Consider the following 21,086-nt stretch of genomic DNA (forward strand, 5'->3'; position numbering starts at 1 on the left):
TAGCGGCTAAATTTGTTTATATTGGAATGAAAGTAAACGTAAATACATTTATTTGCGCATTTTTCGTCAATTTGCCATTGGCATTAACACTGTTTATGGCATCCTATATAAATTAAATTTATATCCTATGGTCGCGGTGGGTTTTACTTTGTCTGAGTGGTTAAATCATTTTTTCATTTTGCAGCAAGAGACGGGCTCTTTTGCTATTGGTCAATATAATTACTTACTCGTGTTGCTTTCATTAGCACTTGCCAGTATGGCCTCTTTCTTTGCACTACACTTTGCTTCCATTGCCAAATACATTGTCATTGAAAAATATCGCAAAATTGCCCTAATATCTGGCGCCTTTATTATGGCGGGTGGCATCTGGAGTATGCATTTTGTCGGCATGCTGGCATTCGATATGGGGCATTCAATTAGCTATGACCCTATGCTGACCTTACTGTCTGTTGTTCCCTGTATCTTCGCTGCCTACGTCACGCTAAATAAACTCATTGAGCCGGATCTCACCCTGTGGCAACTTCTACAAAGTGGCGTGATTGTCGGTGGTGGCATTGGCACTATGCATTACATTGGAATGGAAGCCATGGAAATGCACGTCGACTTGAAATACGATCCTTGGCTGTTTACCACCTCCATTGTGGTTGCTGTTGTATTGGCTTTTATTGCCCTTTCAACTCACTATAAAATAGGCAAACTCTTCCCTAATCTGTCTGAAAAGCAAGTCAGTTTTTTCAGTGCTCTCATCATGGGAATGGCCATTTCAGGGATGCATTATACAGGGATGGCAGGCGCTAAATTTATCCCCCATGGCGATATAAGTATGTCGGCCATGTCTGATAATGCCAACAGCTATTTGTCGCTTGTTGTTGCCATCATTACCTTATTGCTGTCCATTCTAGCCGCGAACATTGCCTCCCAATTGCGTTACCGTCAGCTATTGATGGAAAAAACCGCCAGCGAAGTCAGACTGAAAACCACTCTAGATACTGCTGTTGATGGCATTATCACCATAGATACCCAAGGCATCATTCGAGAATTTAACAAAGCGGCAACCACCATCTTTGGCTGGCAAGAAGATGACATTATTAATCGCCCCTTTTCCTTACTTTATACAAACACATTTGTAGAAGAGGCCGAAGCGGCTTTAAATAGCTTCAGAAAAGATGGTACGACGTCACTCACCGGCACGGACCGTGAAATTACCGCCATCCATAAAAACGGTAAAACCTTCCCTGTTCGTCTAGCGATTGGACGGGTCGAAATACCCGGACAGGAAACCTTATTTGTCGGCTTTATCAGTGATATTTCGGCACGTAAGCAGATGGAAGAAGCGGTTAAAAAGAGCGAAAAGCAATACAGTTCGTTAATCAAAAACATTCCAGGCGCGACCTTTCGGTGCTTGTTTGATGATCACTGGAGCGTCATTTTTGTCAGTGAAGCCATTGTCGAACTAACCGGTTGGAATGCTCAGGACTTTTACGATAAAAAAGTAACCTTTGCCGCGCTTTTGCACCCTGAAGACACAAACATGATTGATCAAAATCTTCAGAATGCCATTGAACACCACAAAAGCTACAACATCGAATATCGCCTACGTCATAAAAAAGGGCATTACATTTGGGTCATGGAGAACGGCACCATTATTTTCAGCGATGACGATAAACCTGAATGGATTGATGGTGTGTTATTGGATATTTCTGATCGTATTCATATGGAAGACGATTTGCGTCTTGCGAAAGAAAAAGCCGAAGCTTCTGCTGAGACTAAGGCCCTATTTCTTGCCAATATGAGTCACGAAATTCGCACACCAATGAATGCCATCATTGGCTTCTCAGACATACTGTTAGAGTCTGATGTCACGCCAGACAATAAAAAGCACCTTGCCACTATCAGCAAATCCGCTCGCTCTTTACTGCACTTGCTTAATGACATTCTCGACAGCGCGAAGCTCGAAAAAAACAAGCTGGATCTCGACATTCAAGTGTTTGAATTATCTGCCATGGTCGACACCGTTATTTCTACCCTTTGGCTACAAGCCAAAAGTAAGGGCTTAGACCTCAACTTCCAAATTGCCCCCAATCTGGCTAAAGCATATCGCGGGGCAGAAGATAGAATTCGTCAAGTACTGATGAATATTCTCGGCAATGCCATTAAATTCACGGAGCAAGGCTCTGTCACGTTAACGGTTACTAAACAAAAAAATAACCAAATTCGTTTCCAAATTGAAGATACCGGAATTGGTATTGAACCTTCTCGCTTAGAACACATTTTTGACCCCTTCACCCAAGCCGACGCTTCAATGAGCCGACGCTTTGGTGGTACAGGGCTAGGAACGAGCATATCCAAACAATTAGTGCAATTAATGGGAGGTGACATTCATGTCAATAGTGAAGCGGGGGTGGGGAGTTGCTTCTACTTTGACCTGCCACTCGAAGCGTCAACCGCACTGCCTGAGTCCAAAGCCGCTCATTTGCCTCACATCGCGCCTAAAACCATTCTATTAGCTGATGACATAGAACAAAACCTAACCTTGCTGACATTGATTCTACAACGTCAAGGGCACGTCATTGAAGTCGCACAAGATGGACACGAAGCCTTTGCTAAATATCAGAGTGTTGCGCCAGATTTAGTACTAATGGACATTCAAATGCCAAACATGGACGGTCTATCTGCCACACAAGCCATCCGTCAATTTGAGCAACAAAACCAACGTCCAAGGACGCCAATCATTGCTCTAACGGCAAACGTGCTTATGGAAGATAAAGTAGAAGCTCAACAGGCTGGTATGGACGGTTTTGCAAACAAACCAATTGACGTACATGCCTTAACCATGGAAATGGCAAGGGTGTTAAGCCTAGATACTTCTGAGCTAGAAGCGACAGACGCCGTCATTGTTGAACCAAAAGCAAAACAGATTAACATTAACAAAGGCTTATCTCTTTGGATGGAGTTGCCTTTGTATTTATCCGAATTGAATACGTTCTCTGAACAACACAAACAGTTAATTGAGCAACTTAATACGCTACAAGAGCAAAAACAATATCAGGACATTATGGCGTTGGCTCACAGCATAAAGGGCACGTCTGGTAATTTAGCGTTACTCTGCCTCTCCAATACGATGGCAGCACTTGAACAGGAAGCCAAGCAACAAAATCATTCCGCTATTCAACAACAAATTGATAAACTGATTAACCATTTTTTTGAATTTAATCAGGAATTGCAAAGCTTACAGGATGAACAGCAAGGTAAACTGGAAGAGCAAACTAATCCACAGGATAGTGATGCTGCTAATGAGCCATTACTTCCTTTGGTTGAAAACTTGATAAAAGGCGTTAACCTTGGAGAAATTGATGACGACGGTCTAGAAAAACTGCTCCATCAAGTGCCAAAATCCATGAAGAACCATGCTTTAGAAGCCAACAAAGCGGTGGCGAACTTTGACTTTCATACGGCAATGGAAAGTCTAACCGCCATTAAAAAAATGATGAGTGAGTTGGAGACTTAATGCCAAATCAAAAACATAGACAGCCTAGAATTTTACTGGTTGATGATGAACCAACAAACTTACGTGTTTTAAAACAAGTACTACAAGATCACTATCGCTTATCTTTTGCCACATCTGGAGCCGATGCTCTCAAGCTGATTGACAAAGAAAACATCGACCTTATCTTGCTCGATATCATGATGCCTGAAATGACGGGACTAGAAGTGTGTGTCAAATTAAAAAGTCATGTCGACACTCAAAATATTCCTGTCATCTTTGTCACTGCATTAAAGGACAGCATAGATGAAACAAAAGGCTTCGAGGTCGGCGCAGTGGATTACATCTCTAAACCGATTATTCCTGCAGTGGTGCTCGCTCGGGTCAAAACGCACTTATCTCTAATCAAAGCAGATGAACTGCTGGCCACTCACATTGACCTAATCCAACGTCTTGGACGAGCCGCCGAATACAAAGATAACGAAACCGGCATGCACGTACAGCGCATGAGTCATTACGCCAAAATTATTGCCTTAGCTTATGGCTTTTGCGAAGAAGCCGCAGAAGATTTAAAACGTGCTGCACCGATGCACGATATTGGTAAAATTGGCATTGCCGACAGCATTCTTCTCAAGCCTGGGAAGCTAACGGAAGATGAATACGAAATCATGAAAACCCATGCTCTAATTGGTGGTGAAATCCTCTCTAACCCTAACTCCTACCTGATTGAGTTAGCGCAAAAAGTTGCCATGACACACCATGAAAAATGGGATGGATCCGGTTACCCAAACCAACTGAAAGGCGATGATATTCCAATCGAAGGCCGCATTGTCGCCATTGCGGATGTTTTTGATGCATTAACCAGTGAAAGGCCGTACAAAAAAGCCTGGTCTATAGAAGAAGCAATGGACTTCATTCATCAACAAAGCGGTAAACACTTTGATCCGGCACTGCCGCCTTTGTTAGAGCAAGAGTTACCTAGCATTCTGACCATCAAAGATAAGTACATGGACATTGATAGCTAGTACAGCTCATTGAAAAAGTGTCTTTTCGACACCATAAATAAGACTTTAGACCCGACTAGGCTCAACCGCCGATGGAATCTCTTATGTTAGCGTTATCCGAATTTGTCAGTAAACACCTATCTGCCCCAGCGACCTACCCTAAACATGACATTGGTGTGATCTCCATTACAGGAGCCGATGCAAAAAAATTCCTGCAAGGACAAACCACTTGTGACATGAATAAGCTCTCCGTAGAAGCGGGTTTATACGGTGCTATTTGCAGTAATAAAGGTCGTATCATCTGCAATTTCTTCATGCTGCAAAAAGACGATGCGATACTGATGTTAATGAGTCAGGACTTAATCGCCAGCAGTTTGGCGCACCTTAAAAAATACGCGGTTTTCTTCAAAACAGACTTAACGGACGCGACTGATACGTTTCAAATAACCGAAACTTTATCGGTCAGTTCTCAGTCGACCAAGCCAGAACAGTTAGCCGAACAACTCCCCATAGCAACCGACATAGACAGCATGCAGATGCAATTGCTGAGTTACCCTTTCAGCATTCATTGGCAAGTCACTGAAGCGAAACAAGCTGATGACAACGTAAGTAACACTATGATTTCTGGGTTAGCTCTCTTAGCCGCTCGCCCTTTGATCCAGCTTGAACAGAGTGAAGCCCTGTTACCCCAATGGATAAACATGCAAACAACCGGCGGTATTAGCTTCACGAAAGGCTGTTATACGGGACAAGAAATCGTGGCTCGTATGCAGTATCGTGGCAAGTCTAAAAAACAATTGGCGCTGGCAACTTGGCAAGGTGACATAGATACTCAACAAGCGTTGCTTGATGGTGAAGGTAAAAACCTTGGACAAATTTTGTCAGTGAAGCAGATAGGCGAGGATCATATTGCGCAAATCATCCTTAACCAAGACATCACCGAATGTTCTGAGCTGTTTCTGGACGGGAAAAACATTCAGTTAATTGAGCTGCCCTATCAACGACCCTTTGCAGACTGAGTTTTACTGTCAATCCGTCCCATCAAAACACATCAGAAGGGCAAATGAATTTGCCCTTCTTTTTTCTCATCTTGTTGAATATCGTCTAAGGCCCATTCAATAGGCTGTTTTCCTTGTTGACGCAAATACTCGTTAGCCTTAGAAAAGTGCCCACAACCAAAGAATCCACGATAGGCAGATAAAGGAGAGGGATGCACAGCTTCCAATACACAATGTTTCTGCCGATCAATAAAACGACCTTTTTGCTGGGCATAACTTCCCCACAATAAAAACACCACCCCCTGCTTTTGTTGGTTAAGTAAGGCAATGATTCTATCTGTAAACGTCTCCCAACCTTTATTCTGATGAGATCCCGCTTTCCCTGCCTCTACTGTCAGTACGCTGTTTAATAACAACACGCCCTGTTCAGCCCAAGCTTTTAAATAGCCATGATTAGCGGGGTTAATGCCCAAATTTTGCTGCAGTTCTTTATACATATTCACCAAAGAAGGGGGAACTTTCGTGCCCGGTTTTACTGAAAATGATAAACCGTGCGCCTGCCCTTCACCGTGATAAGGGTCTTGCCCTAGTATCACCACCTTCACTTTCCCAAAGCTTGTCTGGTTTAACGCGGCCAAATAAAGAGACGCTTCTGGGTACACAGAAACACCAGACTGAGCAGCCAAAAATGCTTGCAGTGACTGCATATAATCTTGATTGAATTCATCTGCCAACTTGGCCTGCCAATCATTCTCTAACGTCATCCATGCCGTCATTTTTGTGCGCCACTCGGTTGAGTCATAAAAGGGTTCAAACTGGGGGTTCCTTTAAATTCAAAATAATAGTCTAACGATAACGTATCGGTTGGATTCAGTAAGTATTTTAACAGAAGCCAAGCCATTTCTCTTAAGGCATAAGCACGACAATAGCCCTCTATACAATCCAGCGCGCGTTGTCGCGGTAAGGTCGATTGATAAGCATCCAATAGAACCACGGTTTGTCGATGTGTTAAATTATGCGACTTCACCACTACCGCCAGATCAAAAAAAGGGTCGCCAACGCCTGTGTATTCCCAATCAATTAGCCAAATTCGTTGTTCATCCATTAAGACATTTTTAGGGTTGAGATCATTATGGCAAAGTACATTAGGCAAACCACTGGGCTGAATGTCTAGTTGATTCAACAGCATTTGCAGATACACAGATTCCGCTTGTAACGCCGGATCTTGCGTCAACGCCTTGATTCTCGTGACATACAAAGCAATTACTTGCTCAACCCGATATTCGTGCTGAATCAAAGCGAGCTGATGCGCCTGCTTTAATCGCCTAGCAAGTCGTACAATGTCTTGGTGCCGATGATTGACCTGCCAATCTAAAGACGCTTGAGGGACAAAGCGAGTCACCACCACTGGACCACTCTGCCAAATTAGCTCAGGAGACAAACCGAATGACGCGGCTTCGCTCATCACCTTTAATTCAGCTTGACGATTGATATAAAACGCCTCTTCATCAATGTCAGCCAAGCGCAAAATCAATGTCGGTAGTCCATTCTGAGACAGCAAAAAAACTTGATTGGTAAAACCTTCCTCTAATGCACTCAGCTGATAAGCATCGATTTCAGGAAAATGGACTGAAATTTCCATTAGAGAATCAGATAGTTTGCTCATTTTTCATCATTTTATTGCCAGAATTGTAAGTGGCTGTCAGAATGACTAACTGAATCATCCGAGTCAATAGACAACCTGAAGCAGATCAATGAATAAACACGAAGACATTATTCGTAAAATACAAGAACGCCTGAGCACACTAAGCAAATCTGAGCGAAAGGTGGCGGAAGCCATTTTGGCGGACCCCAAAACCACCATTCACTCTAGCATTGCCAAACTTGCTGCCAGAGCCGAGGTTAGTGAACCAACCGTTAACCGTTTTTGCCGTAGCCTAATTGGCAGTGGCTTCCCTGACTTTAAAGTATCGCTAGCGCAAAGCTTAGCGACGGGAACGCCATATGTTAATTTAAACGTTGAACCTGACGATGCCCCAGGTGCCGTCACAGCGAAAATTTTTGAAGCGGCAAAAAGCAACCTAACCCGTGCACAGGAACTTCTTCCTGAATCCTTAATTAGCCGAGCCGTCGACGTGTTAGCGCAAGCTCGCCGAATTGAGTTTTACGGATTGGGCGCTTCTGGCCCTGTCGCCAAAGACGCTCATCATAAGTTCTTCCGTTTAAACATGCCGGTTGTTGCGTATACCGATATATTGGTACAGCGTATGGCGGCGGCAGGTACTCATCCTGGTGATGCGGTGGTATTAATCTCTTATACAGGCCGAACCCTGCCCCTTATAGAAACGGCTCGCGTAGCACGTGAAGCTGGTGCATCGGTTATTGGGATAACCAATCCTGGTTCACCTCTCACCGAACATTGCTCCATCGTGTTGCCGATTGAAGAGACAGAAGATACCGATATTTATACGCCTATGAGCTCTCGAATTGTCTATTTAACACTGATCGATGCACTGGCAACCGGTGTATTGCTGAAACGTGGCCCAGAGTTCAATGCGCACCTCAAAAAGCTGAAACAAAGCGTCCAAGATACTCGTTTACCCAAAATCGAAAAATAGTCACGCGTAATCGATAAAAGAATGAAGGCAAATCGCCTTCATTCTTCTTTTGATCAAAATCCAAACAGAGCAATTGCAACAAAACCACTGTTTCAGAGTTTTTTGTAAATTTGTCAGAGAATTCTGAAAGATAATCCCGCTTCAGCCCCATAGAATCGCAATATGTCTTGAATGTGTTAAAATGAAATTCATTATCTTTACGCAAATGATGATCTTTTTTACATCTATGCTCAAAGACTATCACAATAAAAATCGCAACTTAACGCTTCGGATGTGGTCTAGAAATTCGTTTTTATACCCCAGCTTTTCAGTTTGTTTGTTTAATTTAAACGCATTCTGAGACTTGTAAAATAATGTCGCATCAAGGCACATTATTCCATCCGCAGCATCTCAACGAGGGGACAATAATGATAGAAAACAATATTGCTATCAGTTTTACCTTTCTAGCCTACCTTGTGGTAATGCTAGGAATCGGTTTATACGCATACAAACGTACATCCAGTTCAGAAGACTATTTCTTGGGTGGTCGCTCATTAGGCCCTTGGCCAACAGCCTTGTCTGCAGGCGCCTCTGACATGAGTGGCTGGTTGCTACTGGGTCTTCCTGGTTATGCCTATGCAGCTGGTATGGAATCCATTTGGATTGCTGGCGGCCTATTAGTAGGTACTTGGTTAAACTGGCTAATCTGCGCAAAACGTTTGCGTACTTACAGTATCCAAGCCGATAACTCTCTGACTCTACCTGACTTTCTATCGAAGCGTTTCAATGATAAGTCAAAACTTATCCAAACGATTTCAGCCCTATTCATCCTGTTGTTTTTCCTTTTCTACACAAGCTCTGGCCTAGTGGCTGGCGGTAAGTTATTCGAAACCGTATTTGGTCTTGATTACACTTACGCCGTGATCATTGGTACAGTGTGTGTTGTGTCATACACGCTATTCGGTGGTTTCTTAGCCGTTGCTTGGACTGACCTTGTGCAAGGCCTAATGATGAGTGCGGCATTGGTTATCGTGCCTGTTATTGCGCTTGATGGTGGTTTCTCACAATTGAGCAGCACTTTGATGGAAAAGAACCCTGAGTTGCTAGACATTTGGACTAACAGCAAAGGCGAAGCATTAAGTGCCATTGGTATTATTTCATTGGTAGCATGGGGATTAGGTTACTTCGGTCAGCCTCACATCCTAGCGCGTTTCAAAGCGTCTCGTTCTAATAAAGACATCAAGGTTGCTCGCCGCATTGCGGTCATTTGGACCTTTATTTCTATGGCAGGCGCTTTGTTGATCGGTCTAGTCGGCTTGACTTACGTCGATGCTAACCTAGCAGGCCAGTTAGACGATCCTGAAAAAATCTTCATGGTATTGGTAAATGCGATCTTCCACCCTGTTGTGGCCGGCATTCTGTTAGCGGCAATTCTTGCTGCGATCATGAGTACAGCTGACTCACAATTGCTTGTCTCTTCTTCTGCTCTGGCTGAAGATTTCTACAAGCAATTGTTCAACAAAGAAGCCACTCAACAACAAATCGTTATGGTTGGTCGTTTTGCGGTAATCGCTATCTCAATCGTTGCTTTGATCTTAGCATTAAACCCTGAAAGCTCCGTACTGGGTCTAGTATCCTACGCATGGGCTGGTTTTGGTGCTGCATTTGGTCCTGCCATCATCCTAAGCTTGTTCTGGCGTAAGATGAACCGTAACGGTGCACTTGCTGGTATCGTAATCGGTGGTGTGACCGTGGTTGTTTGGAAACAACTATCAGGCGGTATCTTTGATGTTTATGAGATTGTTCCTGGTTTCATTCTAGCCACTTTGGCAATCTTCATTGTGAGCTTAGCGAGCGGTGAACCAGAGGAAGCAGTGACTCAGTCTTTCGACGAGTACGAAAAAGCATTGGACACAATGGAATAAATCAGTGACGGGGAGCATCCCTGCTCAATGACATGTATTTCATTTAAAAGCCTCTTTTTACCTTGGTAAAAAGAGGCTTTTTTAATGGCTGCAATGAATTAGATAACAGGAAACACAATCCGCTTCGCCGTTTGTTCAGCGATCCTACCTACCGCCTGCTGAGGCTCTTCTACAAAACCAACCACACAGTCGTAGTCAACGACAAGAATCCACTCCAGAACGCAGTAGATCGGCGATACCAGCCTATTTGATTTGTGCTCGGTGAGTAAAAAGTCAAACTCGTGACAAGATTAGAATGGACGGCAGTGGCGATCATGCTGGCGTCTGTCAATTCACCCTATTCTCTGAGCTCAAAAACATGTTGATGACTGTTCATTAGGCAGGTTAAAGAAATATCGTATGACCCAAGTACGTCACACCTTAATGAACTCCAACGGTCATACTAAGGAATCCGGTATAGTCATGAAATAGGAGATCCATCACCTTGCTCGATGCTCACCAGAGAATCAGCCGCTCTTTGACGGATAACCGCCTCAAACGCTCTCATAAAATAAAGACGTCAAATTTCTCATCATTATGAGCACGAATGATCTTATGTGAGTTCGATTAAGAAACAAGTTAAAAAAAGCAAAAAAAAGGGGCTTTTAAAAGCCCCAAAACACCATTTACTAACGAAATGTTAGTAGCCAGAGGAAAGGTTTAATCGTTAAATAAGCTACAAGCGCCTTGCTCAGCACCGCTCACCAAAATGCGCTGCCCGCTGAATAATTCTCGTCCCATACCTTGATGTGAGGCGGTTAAATCTTGTGTTGCTGGTTCGCGATTTTGCAGCTCTTCGTCAGACACCAACAATGACAAAGTGCCTTCATTGGCGTCTAAACGCACCATGTCGCCATCTTGAATTTTCGCAATCAAGCCACCGGCAAGGGCTTCTGGCGTCAAATGAATGGCTGCAGGGACTTTACCTGACGCACCAGACATACGACCGTCTGTCACTAAGGCCACTTTGTAGCCTTGGTCTTGCAAGTTCCCTAGGAAGGGAGTGAGCTTATGAAGCTCTGGCATGCCCAAGGCTTTTGGACCTTGAAAGCGAATGACGGCAATACAATCGCGCTTAAGCTCACCGCTGCCGATGGCATCCGCCAACTCATGTTGACTATGAAAAACAGCCGCAGGTGCTTCAATCACTCGACTCTCTTCTTTGACAGCAGAGACTTTGATCACAGAACGTCCTAAATTACCTTTCAACAAAGACAAACCACCCTCTTTGCTGAATGGATTCTCAATAGGACGAACCACATCCAAATCTAGACTTTCACTAGGGCCATCACGCCAAATCAACTCACCATTCTCTAAGAAAGGTTCTTTGGTGTAATGCTCTAAGCCTTGACCTACAATCGTCAGAACATCTTCGTGTAACAATCCGCCTTTAAGCAATTGCTTCACCAAGAAAGCCATACCACCTGCGGCATGGAAATGGTTAATGTCCGCTTGTCCATTGGGATAAATACGCGTCAATAGAGGCACGACTTTCGATAATTCAGCAAAATCATCCCAAGTCACAATAATGCCGGCCGCTCGGGCATACGCCACAATGTGCATGGTATGGTTAGTAGAACCACCCGTTGCCAACAGACCAACAATAGAATTCACAATGCTGCGCTCATCAATGACTTTGTACAAAGGACGATAATCACGACCAAGCGCGGTAATTTTAGTCGACAATTGCGCGGCATATTCTGTTAACGAATCACGCAATGGGTCGGTAGGATTCACAAAAGACGAACCTGGCAATTGCAAGCCCATCATTTCCACTAATAGCTGGTTGGAATTCGCAGTACCGTAGAAAGTACAGGTACCGGCACTGTGATACGACGCAGACTCAGCTTCTAACAATTCATCGCGAGTCGCATTACCTTGTGCATAACGTTGGCGTACCGCCGCCTTCTTCGCATTAGTAATACCAGACTGCATTGGACCAGCTGGGATAAACAGAGAAGGCAATTGACCAAAACGCAATGCCGCAATCAACAACCCAGGAACGATCTTGTCACAGATGCCTAAGAAGATAGCGGAATCAAACATATTATGAGACAGACCAATGGCCGCGCCTTGAGCAATGTTGTCACGGCTGAATAAACTCAACTCCATGCCATCTTGACCCTGAGTCACGCCATCGCACATGGCCGGAACACAACCAGCAACTTGAGCAACTGAGCCCATTGCCGTGACAGCGGCACGAATTTTATCAGGATAGACTTCATAAGGCTGATGTGCAGACAACATGTCGTTGTAAGAAGAAATAATACCGACATTGGCCTCTTCCATCATGGTCAGCTTTTGTTTTTCCTGTGGCTGACAAGCGGCGAAGCCGTGTGCCAAGTTACCACAGGATAACGTTCCACGATGTGGCCCTTGCTCTTCGGCCTGCTTCATATCTTTAAGGTATTGATCTCGCAGCGTCTTACTTCGCGCAATAATGTCGTTCGTTACCTTAGCAACAATCGAATTCATGACTCTCTCCGCCTATTAAACCGTTTGACCACATCCCACAATGCGATCGATATTTTATGTAATATTACTACATTTTTATTTTATTTCACCCCAAAAACACCAATAAATCGGATTATTTTTTTGTTTTTATGTAATTTATTTACATAAAGAGTTCGATATCCTCACCAAATGCGCTAAAATCCACTTCAGTTTGTAACATCTTTCAGTATAGACTCTGATTTGAATCAAGAGTTGATTAAAAGATGATCATTTACATAAGAATTTGTTACAAATCCTTGCTTAAAAAATTACTTATGTAGTATTTTTACGTCAAAGAACAATATTGAATGCTGAATGTTCGAATTCGAACATTGGCTTTTTTCACACTAGTTAGAGGTGAGTATGACTATTAAGGTAGCTATCAACGGATATGGACGTATCGGACGCAACACGCTAAGAGCTTTATATGAATCAGGCAAGCGTGACCAAATCCAAATTGTAGCCATCAACGACCTTGGTGACTCGAAAACCAACGCCCATTTAACAAAGTACGACACAGTACACGGTCGTTTTGCTGGCGAAGTAACGTTTGATAATGAAGCTCTGTACATCAATCAAGATAAAATCCGCACTTTCTCTGAGCGCAACCCTGCCGACCTTCCATGGGCCGAATTGGGCGTGGACGTGGTTTATGAATGTACTGGGTTCTTTACGACAAAAGAGAAAGCCAGCGCACACATTTCTGCTGGTGCCAAAAAAGTCATCATTTCAGCACCAGGCAAAGAAGTAGACGCCACAGTCGTTTACGGTGTTAACCAAGACGTTTTGACATCCGACATGACGGTGATCTCTAACGCGTCTTGTACCACTAACTGTTTGGCCCCTGTTGCTAAGCCTTTGAGCGACAAGTTGGGCATCGAAAGCGGTTTGATGACAACCATCCACGCTTACACTAACGATCAACGCCTGTCTGATGTGTATCACGAAGACTTGTACCGTGCACGTGCCGCAGCACAGAACATGATCCCAAGTAAAACAGGTGCTGCCGCTGCCGTTGGCCTAGTCGTACCTGAGCTTGTTGGTAAATTTGATGGTATGGCCGTTCGTGTTCCAACCATTAATGTGTCTTTGGTTGATTTGACGTTCCTAGCACCACGCGAAACGACAACAGAAGAAGTAAACCAAATTATTGAAGATGCGATCAAAGCGGACCCTGTTTTAGCAGAAGTTCTGCATGTAAATTATGATCCATTGGTTTCTTCTGACTTTAACCACAGCACTTACACATCGAACTTCGATGCGACACAAACTCGTGTTCAGGGTAAATTGGTTAAAATCATGGCTTGGTATGATAATGAGTGGGGCTTCTCAAACCGAATGCTCGACAATACCATTGCATTAATGAATGCAAAATAATCAAAATACACGAAGGCTGCTGACGCAGCCTTCGTCGTCTCTTATACTTCACTTCTAGCTATCTAATCTTTGGTAAATAAAATGACTCGTAGAACTAAAATCGTTGCCACTTTAGGCCCTGCTTCAAGCTCTCCTGAAATGATCGAAAAGTTAATTTTGGCAGGCGCAAATGTCTTCCGTTTAAACTTCTCACATGGTCAACCAGAAGATCACATTAATCGCGCTGACGTGGTTCGCGCCATGGCAAAGAAAAACAACCGCCATGTGGCGATCTTGGGCGACCTACAAGGCCCTAAGATTCGTATCGCACGATTCAAAAATACCAAAGTAGAATTAAAAGACGGCGCTACGTTTGTTTTGGATGTGGGTTTTGACAAAAATGCTGGCGACGAAACTCGCGTTGGCATCGACTACCCTCAGCTAGCGGAAGATTCAAATCCAGGCAACATCCTATTATTAGATGATGGCCGAGTGGTCTTAGAAGTGCTTGAAGTCAAAGGCACAGAAGTCATTACCAAAGTCATTGTTGGCGGTCCACTGTCTAACAACAAAGGCATTAACCGCCAAGGCGGCGGTTTGTCCGCTGCAGCTTTAACAGTCAAAGATAAAGAAGACATTAAAACCGCCGCAGCGCTAAAAGCTGACTACCTAGCCGTGTCTTTCCCGCGCAGTGCTGATGACCTTCACGAAGCACGTGAATTGGCTCTAGCGGCAGGATTAAAAGCAGGTATCGTATCAAAAGTAGAACGCGCCGAAGCCGTTGCTGATAACGAAACCCTAGACAGCATCATCCTCGCTTCTGACGCCGTCATGGTCGCGCGTGGTGATCTAGGCGTAGAAATTGGTGACGCGGAATTGATTGGTGTGCAAAAGCACATGATCAAACGCTGCCGCCAACTGAACCGCCCAGTTATTACAGCGACACAAATGATGGAAACCATGATCACCAGTGCCATGCCAACTCGTGCTGAAGTCTTCGATGTGGCCAATGCCGTACTAGATGGTACCGACGCGGTCATGTTGTCTGCTGAAACCGCGGCGGGTGATTATCCTGAAGAAGTTATTCAGACAATGAATCGTGTGTGCTTGGGCGCTGAAAAACAGCCTGCGATTAACCGTTCTAAACACCGTATTGATGTCACTTTCACTAGCATTGATGAAACCATTGCTTTATCCGCTATGTATGCTGCAAACCACCTTGAAGGTGTGAAGGCCATCATCAGCTTAACGGAATCTGGCACTACGCCACTATTGATGTCTCGCATTAGTTCTGGCTTGCCCATTTTTGCCTTATCTCCTAACCAGGCGACATTAAACAAAGCCGCTCTTTATCGTGGTGTGACGCCAGTGGCTTTCTCATCACAAGAATACAATGTAGACAACATTATTTCTGGTCTAGTCGATCATGTTAAATCTTTAGGCTACATCAAAGATGGTGACCTAGTGATCGTAACCAAAGGCGACCATTTGGTTAGCTATGGTACGACAAATGCAATGAAGATCGTTAAAGTGGGCGATATCGTATAACGCTAACCATTTGAGGATTGTCTATTGCACACAAAAATAGTCACAATGGCCGCTCAGAAGCGCATTGCTTTGGTGGCCCATGACAATATGAAAAGCGAGCTCATAAAATGGGCTCGCACCCATAAAGATAAACTAATCGGGCACCAGCTCTATGCGACAGGCACCACTGGCAACCTATTGCACAAAGAGTTAGGCGTTAAGATTGAGGCTTTAATTAGCGGCCCATTAGGCGGTGACCAACAACTGGGTGGTATGATCGCGGAAGGCAAAATTGATGTATTAATTTTTTTCTGGGATCCTTTCGAGCCCATGCCTCACGATCCAGACATCAAAGCCTTATTACGTGTTGCAGCGGTATGGAATATTCCCATCGCCTGTAGTGTATCATCGGCTAACTTTTTGGTGTCTTCGCCCCTATTCAGTAATGAATTTGAACGACAAATACCAGATTATGAGCGATACCTAAAAGAGCGACTTTAAGTCGCTCTTTTTATTTCTAATCATGTCACATCACTTTCACAACAAAAGCCGGGGAAGACTCGCTGTTTTGCCCAAAATCAGCTATATTAGCGCCCTAAATTCGCAGCGTTTTTCTGTGTAGGCTACAAAAAAACGTAAAAAACTGCGTTAAACCTCATTACCGACGTCATCCGTTACCCCTCAACACCACGTTGGTTCAAAAACAGGAGAGATATTTTGCAAGCTGAAGTCGCATTAATCATGGGATCGAAAAGTGATTGGGCCACAATGGAAGGCGCTACTGAAATTATGGATGCTTTAGGCGTGTCTTATCATGTCGAAGTCGTTTCCGCTCACCGAACCCCTGTCAAGCTTGCAGAATTTTCTGAAAGTGCCGCCGATAAAGGCTTTAAAGTCATCATTGGTGGTGCTGGTGGTGCCGCACATTTACCTGGTATGGTCGCAGCACACACACACTTACCTGTCTTAGGTGTACCGGTTCAAAGTAAAGCGTTAAACGGTATGGACAGTCTACTTTCCATTGCCCAAATGCCTAAGGGTGTTGCGGTCGGTACCTTAGCGATTGGTACCGCGGGGGCGTTTAATGCAGGGCTCTTGGCATGTCAGATTCTAGCCACGTCAAATCCTGAGTTGGCTGAGCGCATTAAGACGTTCCGCCAACAACAAACCAATACGGTTTTGGCGAACCCTGATCCAAGAGAGGTGTAAGCCATGTCTGTATTGTGGGTACTTGGCGCAGGTCAACTTGGCGCCATGCTAAAACACGCTGGCACACCATTAGGCTTAGACATTCGTCCAGTGGATATTGAAAGCCATGACACCTTACCTTTGCAAGCCGACGACATTGTCACGGCAGAGCGCGAAGACTGGCCACAAACCGATGCGACTAAGCAACTTGCCTCTCACGCTAATTTCGTGAATCTGTCGACCTTTCCACAGTTGGCTGATCGTCTAACGCAAAAGCAATGGATTGATAAGCTCGAGCTGGCGACGGCACCTTGGTTTCCGGTAGAAGACGACAGCAATGCGGATTATGCCCACCAAACTCTTGGCGAACGTGTTCTTATGAAACGCCGTCGTGGTGGCTATGACGGCAAAGGTCAGTACTGGTTAAAGCAAGCAGAAGGGACAGAAATCCCGGACGATTGGAAAGGCCAAGCCATTGCCGAACAAGCCATTAACTTTGACGAAGAAGTGTCAATCGTCGGTGTACGTGGCGCCAATGGTGAAACACACTTTTACCCACTTACCCTAAACCTGCATATTAATGGCATTCTGTACGCGTCCATTTCTCCCCTAGAACGTCTCGCACCATTGCAAAGTAAAGCCGAAGCAATGCTAGGTAAACTGATGGACGCACTAGACTACGTAGGTGTAATGGCAATGGAATGCTTCCGCGTTGGTGACGAGTTGCTGATCAATGAATTGGCCCCACGTGTTCACAACAGTGGACACTGGACACAAGCAGGCGCCAGTGTCAGTCAATTTGAAAACCATGTTCGCGCCGTGAGTGGACTGCCTTTGTCACCGGCAGAAATCAAAGGTCAAAGCATGATGGTGAACCTAATAGGCGTGCCGGTGGATTACCAATGGCTAAACATTCAAGGGCTTGAGCTGTACTGGTACCAAAAAGAAGTACGTCCAGGTCGCAAAGTCGGCCATCTTAACTTTTGCTCAAACCAGCTTAGCGTTCTTCAAAATGCTCTACAAAGCTTATCATTACCTGCCCCTTACCCTGAGGCACTAGACTGGCTGAATAAAAATTTACCCACCGACTAACCCTCTTCCATAACATGCTGCACCCTCTGTGGCATGTTATTTACTCTTCACGTTATCAAACCGTCCAATCTTGCAAAAAAATGTCTAGAAATTTGCAAATAATGAAGATTATATCTTGTTATGTTTTCAAAACTCCTTATTCTAAAAGTACGAATTAAGCCTTCCGACTGAAGCTCATTCAGCACAAAAAAGGCAGCACTAATAAAAAAACAGCACGCTACGATGCTGATAAGGAACCTTGAATGAACCATATTGAACTTGATTGCTATGATTGGCGGCTATTGCGTGCCTTACAAGAAAATGCCCGACTCACCAATGTGGCACTGTCTGAGCAGGTCAACCTTTCCCCTTCCCAATGTTCAAGACGTCTACAAAGGCTAGAACAAAGCAACTTAATCGAGGCTTACTTTACACAACTCAATGCCACAGAACTGGGTTATCATGTCACGGCCTTTGTGAACATCACCCTAGACAAGGGCAATAAAGAAGCCGACCATCATTTTAAAGAAGCCATTGCGGCCATGCCGAAAGTACTAGAATGCTATTCCGTCAGTGGCGATGCTGACTATTGGCTCAGAGTGATTAGTGAGGACTTACCTTCGCTTTCCGATTTTCTTAATGAATCCATTTCAGCCTTACCGAGCGTACGCAACCTAACGTCCACACTGGTACTGAACCGCATTAAAAACGCCCCATCCATTCCCTTACCGAACTAGTGGCTGCACCATAAAAGAAGTTCAATGTGTAAGAGTCGCATCACTCTTACACTAAGCCTCTGGTAAACGAACCACGACCAAAACCCCCATCAATGCCAACAAAGAAAACACCAGCACCAAAGCTGGTAATGAAATTAAATTGGTTAAAAGACCAAAAACACTCATCACCAATAACATGATGCCGATCACAGTGTTACTAACCGCCACGTACTCCGTTCTATCATTTCCTTCCGCCAAATCCACTAGATACGTTTTACGTCCAATACGCACGCCCTGATGAGCCACACACAAAATAAAGTACAAGGTAGGCATAAACCAAACCATCCCCGAAAAATCAGGAAACAACCACATGACAACGAATAACATCACACCCGCTAACACACCAAGCAAGGTAGAAAACATCATAACCTGACGGCTAGAATAGTCTGAAAAACGCCCCCAGAAGGGCGAAGAAAGTAAAGACGCTAAACCGCTCGCCGCCATAAACGCCCCTAATACCCATAAGCCGTTGCCCAAATGCTGCTGAGCAATCAACACATAATAGGGAGCACTCAGAGCAGTACACAGCAATAGCGAACGAGCGATAACAAAGGTTCGAAACGACGCATTGGTTTTCAGTAGAGAAAGGCTGGCCAACAATTGCCAAAAACGCACAGGAGTTTGATCAACGTCACTCCTAGGCTCATCAATCAGAGCATATACCATGGCGGCAAAACACCAGACTAAAGCACCAATAATCAAACTAGTGGCGTAAAAAACCGTATTACCTTCCAGTTCAAAATAACCACTGAACACCATTGTTAACGCCACACCCAATGTGATCAGACCAGCGGCACTGGCAGCCCAACCCGATACTCGGCCACGCCGACCTTTAGAAATGGTTTTACCTAAGACATCCTTAGAGGTAATGGAATTCAACCCGCGCGCTAAACTGAACACCACCATTAGCACAATCACACACCACCCCGCGGTGGCACCTTCCAACAACAGAGCAACCACACCAATCAACACCACACACAAGGCTTGTAACACACTCCCCGTCACCCAAAGCCATTTTCGTAATGCCACTCGACGAATGTAACTGGCCATCAGCAATTGCGGCAATAAAGAACCGGATTCACGAATCGGCACCAGCCAGCCCAGCAAATACACTGGCACGCCAACACCTTGTAAAATCCACGGCAAGGTCACCTTAGGATTGATTAAAGCATCACCAAGATTGATCAATAACTGTGACCAAACCAGCTTTTTCACACTGTCTGACTCATTTTGTTTCGACTTAGACAAACTATCCTGCTTCGCACTTACTTGCGACATCCACAACCCCAATTTCCTACCATCATCTCAATAGCATAGCATGCCTGCAAAACCATAAGGCGAAACAATTGAGAGGAAAACAGACCGCAGCGATAAGCACTAAACGCCAGCCTTAAACTCCGCCCGAATCATCCAGTTTCTTGGCGTTAACGACACATCACAGAAAGCGCCTATGTCCACTTGATAACCCTGCTCTTGTAAGTAAATAGCACGGTCTAATATCAGCCAATATTCCAAGGCAGGACGGAATAATTGGCTAATGGCTTGTTGCTTTTGCAGTTCTTGATAGCGCGATTGTGCGGCGTGTTGAAAATCCTCAAACGGATGTTGAGAGATTAGATGTGTCAGTTGCTTTTGTTCAGCAGCCCAATGACAAAATCCGACAAAGCCCTGACTTAACAAGCCTTTTTGGATAGAAGGTACAGCAAGATATTGGTCTGTTTGTCGCACGTGACGCTGCCAAAGATCGAACCCTAAACGGTAGGTGAGTTCTTGCCTTTGCAATCTCTGCTCTCTGGCACCAGCCGTCGCCACCTGTTTTACCGCCAGTTTCAGGTCGGCTTTGCGTAAAGTCAGCCTGGACTGACCGGCAGTCATGGATAAAGGGTGGTAGGTGTCCGCTTGGGTAAGATGATAGCAACAAGGGGCAATACAGACATGCGGTATGTTATGATGACTAACTTGCTCCAGCAATACTCTGTGCAAATCGCCACAGGCATGCAATGCCACTACCGCTTGAGTCGATTCTAACGACACCACAGAAGTGTTTTTCAGCACGTCCACACAGTCAAAACTTTGCTTAAGAGCAAGCTGCTGCGCTTTTTGTTGGCCTGCGTCACATAAGCTCTGTTGCCACTCAACACTGATCACCTGCTTATTCCCTTGATACGCCAGATATTTACCAAGATGGCCTTTGCCTGCGCACCACTCCGTATAATGATCAACTAGTGGTGTGCGGGCCGCGAAGGCGTCAATCTGCAACCATTTACGCCCTTTAATGCCTGTTGAAAGATAAGCGGGGGCTTGAGCAAAAGTTTGTCTGACCGTTTCAACCGCTAAGGTAGGCTGTTGCCAAGCCAATCCTGACGCCAAACTGGGCAGTAAATCAACCATCTCTGCAAGCTGCTTAGCATCATCCGGTGTCACTTTTTGTTGAGCCTTTAGCCAACTGGCTAAAGCAGGGTAAGCCTGAAGCCAAGGCAAGGTTAGACAGGCAAAACTGTCGAATTGCCACAGCGCTTTATGTTGATGCAACCACTGATCTATGGCTTTAAAACGAGTTTGAAGATGACTCATATGTTGACGTGTTTACGCGACCGATTAAAGTGTCTTGATTTCTTGACAGTGAGT

General features: G+C 44.7%; 16 protein-coding genes. 11 read left to right on the forward strand and 5 right to left on the reverse strand.

From position 1 onward, the window contains the following. Positions 1-52: 52 nt before the first annotated feature. The 3 genes from OA79_RS10495 to ygfZ all read left to right on the forward strand — a co-directional run bounded on the left by OA79_RS10495 (position 53) and on the right by ygfZ (position 5,507). Positions 53-3,508, forward strand: a complete 3,456-nt coding sequence (locus OA79_RS10495) for an MHYT domain-containing protein (RefSeq protein ID WP_231908853.1) — start codon at positions 53-55, stop codon at positions 3,506-3,508. Continuing rightward, positions 3,508-4,509 carry an HD-GYP domain-containing protein gene (locus OA79_RS10500; protein ID WP_063333196.1) on the forward strand — a complete coding sequence of 334 codons (1,002 nt, stop codon included), beginning with the start codon at positions 3,508-3,510 and terminating at the stop codon, positions 4,507-4,509. The genes OA79_RS10495 and OA79_RS10500 overlap by 1 nt, the downstream gene beginning before the upstream one ends. Before the next feature lie 83 nt (positions 4,510-4,592). Beyond that, positions 4,593-5,507 carry a CAF17-like 4Fe-4S cluster assembly/insertion protein YgfZ gene (gene ygfZ / locus OA79_RS10505; RefSeq protein WP_063333197.1) on the forward strand — a complete coding sequence of 305 codons (915 nt, stop codon included), beginning with the start codon at positions 4,593-4,595 and terminating at the stop codon, positions 5,505-5,507. A 32-nt stretch (positions 5,508-5,539) separates the two neighbouring features. Here the strand turns inward: ygfZ and ung are convergent, their stop codons facing one another. Together ung and OA79_RS10515 are read right to left on the reverse strand one after the other, a co-directional pair. Continuing rightward, positions 5,540-6,262: a uracil-DNA glycosylase gene (ung, locus tag OA79_RS10510; protein ID WP_063333198.1), complete on the reverse strand. Its 723-nt coding sequence runs from the start codon at positions 6,260-6,262 to the stop codon at positions 5,540-5,542. Continuing rightward, complete coding sequence (locus OA79_RS10515) at positions 6,259-7,152, reverse strand: phosphotransferase (RefSeq protein ID WP_063333199.1); 894 nt, start codon at positions 7,150-7,152, stop codon at positions 6,259-6,261. Before OA79_RS10515 ends, ung begins: the two co-directional genes overlap by 4 nt. A gap of 88 nt (positions 7,153-7,240) precedes the next feature. Between OA79_RS10515 and hexR the strand changes: the two genes are divergently transcribed. Both hexR and putP read left to right on the forward strand, forming a co-directional pair. Next, a complete protein-coding gene (hexR, locus tag OA79_RS10520; protein ID WP_063333200.1) occupies positions 7,241-8,104 on the forward strand; it encodes a transcriptional regulator HexR in 864 nt (287 codons plus the stop codon). Positions 8,105-8,511: 407 nt separating this feature from the next. Then, positions 8,512-10,008, forward strand: coding sequence for a sodium/proline symporter PutP (gene putP / locus OA79_RS10525; protein WP_063333201.1), 1,497 nt, complete (start codon positions 8,512-8,514; stop codon positions 10,006-10,008). 699 nt (positions 10,009-10,707) lie between these two features. On the opposite strand, the gene edd is transcribed toward putP, so the two are convergent. After that, positions 10,708-12,522, reverse strand: a complete 1,815-nt coding sequence (gene edd / locus OA79_RS10530; RefSeq protein ID WP_063333202.1) for a phosphogluconate dehydratase — start codon at positions 12,520-12,522, stop codon at positions 10,708-10,710. 381 nt (positions 12,523-12,903) lie between these two features. On the opposite strand from edd, the gene gap reads away from it, so the two are divergent. The 6 genes from gap to OA79_RS10560 all read left to right on the forward strand — a co-directional run bounded on the left by gap (position 12,904) and on the right by OA79_RS10560 (position 18,419). Further along, positions 12,904-13,917, forward strand: a complete 1,014-nt coding sequence (gap, locus tag OA79_RS10535) for a type I glyceraldehyde-3-phosphate dehydrogenase (protein WP_063333203.1) — start codon at positions 12,904-12,906, stop codon at positions 13,915-13,917. Positions 13,918-13,998: 81 nt separating this feature from the next. Next, positions 13,999-15,444: a pyruvate kinase gene (gene pyk / locus OA79_RS10540; protein ID WP_063333204.1), complete on the forward strand. Its 1,446-nt coding sequence runs from the start codon at positions 13,999-14,001 to the stop codon at positions 15,442-15,444. Positions 15,445-15,489: 45 nt separating this feature from the next. After that, positions 15,490-15,924 carry a methylglyoxal synthase gene (locus tag OA79_RS10545; RefSeq protein ID WP_063333205.1) on the forward strand — a complete coding sequence of 145 codons (435 nt, stop codon included), beginning with the start codon at positions 15,490-15,492 and terminating at the stop codon, positions 15,922-15,924. A 216-nt stretch (positions 15,925-16,140) separates the two neighbouring features. After that, a complete protein-coding gene (gene purE / locus OA79_RS10550) occupies positions 16,141-16,632 on the forward strand; it encodes a 5-(carboxyamino)imidazole ribonucleotide mutase (protein ID WP_063333206.1) in 492 nt (163 codons plus the stop codon). Positions 16,633-16,635: 3 nt separating this feature from the next. Beyond that, positions 16,636-17,703, forward strand: coding sequence for a 5-(carboxyamino)imidazole ribonucleotide synthase (gene purK / locus OA79_RS10555; RefSeq protein WP_063333207.1), 1,068 nt, complete (start codon positions 16,636-16,638; stop codon positions 17,701-17,703). 242 nt (positions 17,704-17,945) lie between these two features. Further along, positions 17,946-18,419 carry an Lrp/AsnC family transcriptional regulator gene (locus OA79_RS10560; RefSeq protein WP_063333208.1) on the forward strand — a complete coding sequence of 158 codons (474 nt, stop codon included), beginning with the start codon at positions 17,946-17,948 and terminating at the stop codon, positions 18,417-18,419. 51 nt (positions 18,420-18,470) lie between these two features. On the opposite strand, the gene OA79_RS10565 is transcribed toward OA79_RS10560, so the two are convergent. Both OA79_RS10565 and OA79_RS10570 read right to left on the reverse strand, forming a co-directional pair. Continuing rightward, entirely contained in the window at positions 18,471-19,736 is a 1,266-nt protein-coding gene (locus OA79_RS10565; RefSeq protein WP_063333209.1) for an MFS transporter, read from the reverse strand. Positions 19,737-19,835: 99 nt separating this feature from the next. Next, a complete protein-coding gene (locus OA79_RS10570) occupies positions 19,836-21,032 on the reverse strand; it encodes a methyltransferase (RefSeq protein ID WP_063333210.1) in 1,197 nt (398 codons plus the stop codon). Positions 21,033-21,086: the final 54 nt, after the last annotated feature.

Source organism: Marinomonas sp. TW1, assembly GCF_001625355.1.
Lineage (GTDB): Bacteria > Pseudomonadota > Gammaproteobacteria > Pseudomonadales > Marinomonadaceae > Marinomonas.

Coding starts and splice junctions, on each gene's coding strand:
- ygfZ (WP_063333197.1), top strand. CDS start 4,593: ATGTTAGCGTTATCCGAATTTGTCAGTAAACACCTATCTGCCCCAGCG.
- ung (WP_063333198.1), bottom strand. CDS start 6,262: ATGACGGCATGGATGACGTTAGAGAATGATTGGCAGGCCAAGTTGGCA.
- OA79_RS10565 (WP_063333209.1), bottom strand. CDS start 19,736: ATGTCGCAAGTAAGTGCGAAGCAGGATAGTTTGTCTAAGTCGAAACAA.
- pyk (WP_063333204.1), top strand. CDS start 13,999: ATGACTCGTAGAACTAAAATCGTTGCCACTTTAGGCCCTGCTTCAAGC.
- OA79_RS10500 (WP_063333196.1), top strand. CDS start 3,508: ATGCCAAATCAAAAACATAGACAGCCTAGAATTTTACTGGTTGATGAT.
- OA79_RS10570 (WP_063333210.1), bottom strand. CDS start 21,032: ATGAGTCATCTTCAAACTCGTTTTAAAGCCATAGATCAGTGGTTGCAT.
- gap (WP_063333203.1), top strand. CDS start 12,904: ATGACTATTAAGGTAGCTATCAACGGATATGGACGTATCGGACGCAAC.
- putP (WP_063333201.1), top strand. CDS start 8,512: ATGATAGAAAACAATATTGCTATCAGTTTTACCTTTCTAGCCTACCTT.
- edd (WP_063333202.1), bottom strand. CDS start 12,522: ATGAATTCGATTGTTGCTAAGGTAACGAACGACATTATTGCGCGAAGT.
- purK (WP_063333207.1), top strand. CDS start 16,636: ATGTCTGTATTGTGGGTACTTGGCGCAGGTCAACTTGGCGCCATGCTA.
- hexR (WP_063333200.1), top strand. CDS start 7,241: ATGAATAAACACGAAGACATTATTCGTAAAATACAAGAACGCCTGAGC.
- OA79_RS10545 (WP_063333205.1), top strand. CDS start 15,490: ATGGCCGCTCAGAAGCGCATTGCTTTGGTGGCCCATGACAATATGAAA.
- OA79_RS10515 (WP_063333199.1), bottom strand. CDS start 7,152: ATGAGCAAACTATCTGATTCTCTAATGGAAATTTCAGTCCATTTTCCT.
- OA79_RS10560 (WP_063333208.1), top strand. CDS start 17,946: ATGAACCATATTGAACTTGATTGCTATGATTGGCGGCTATTGCGTGCC.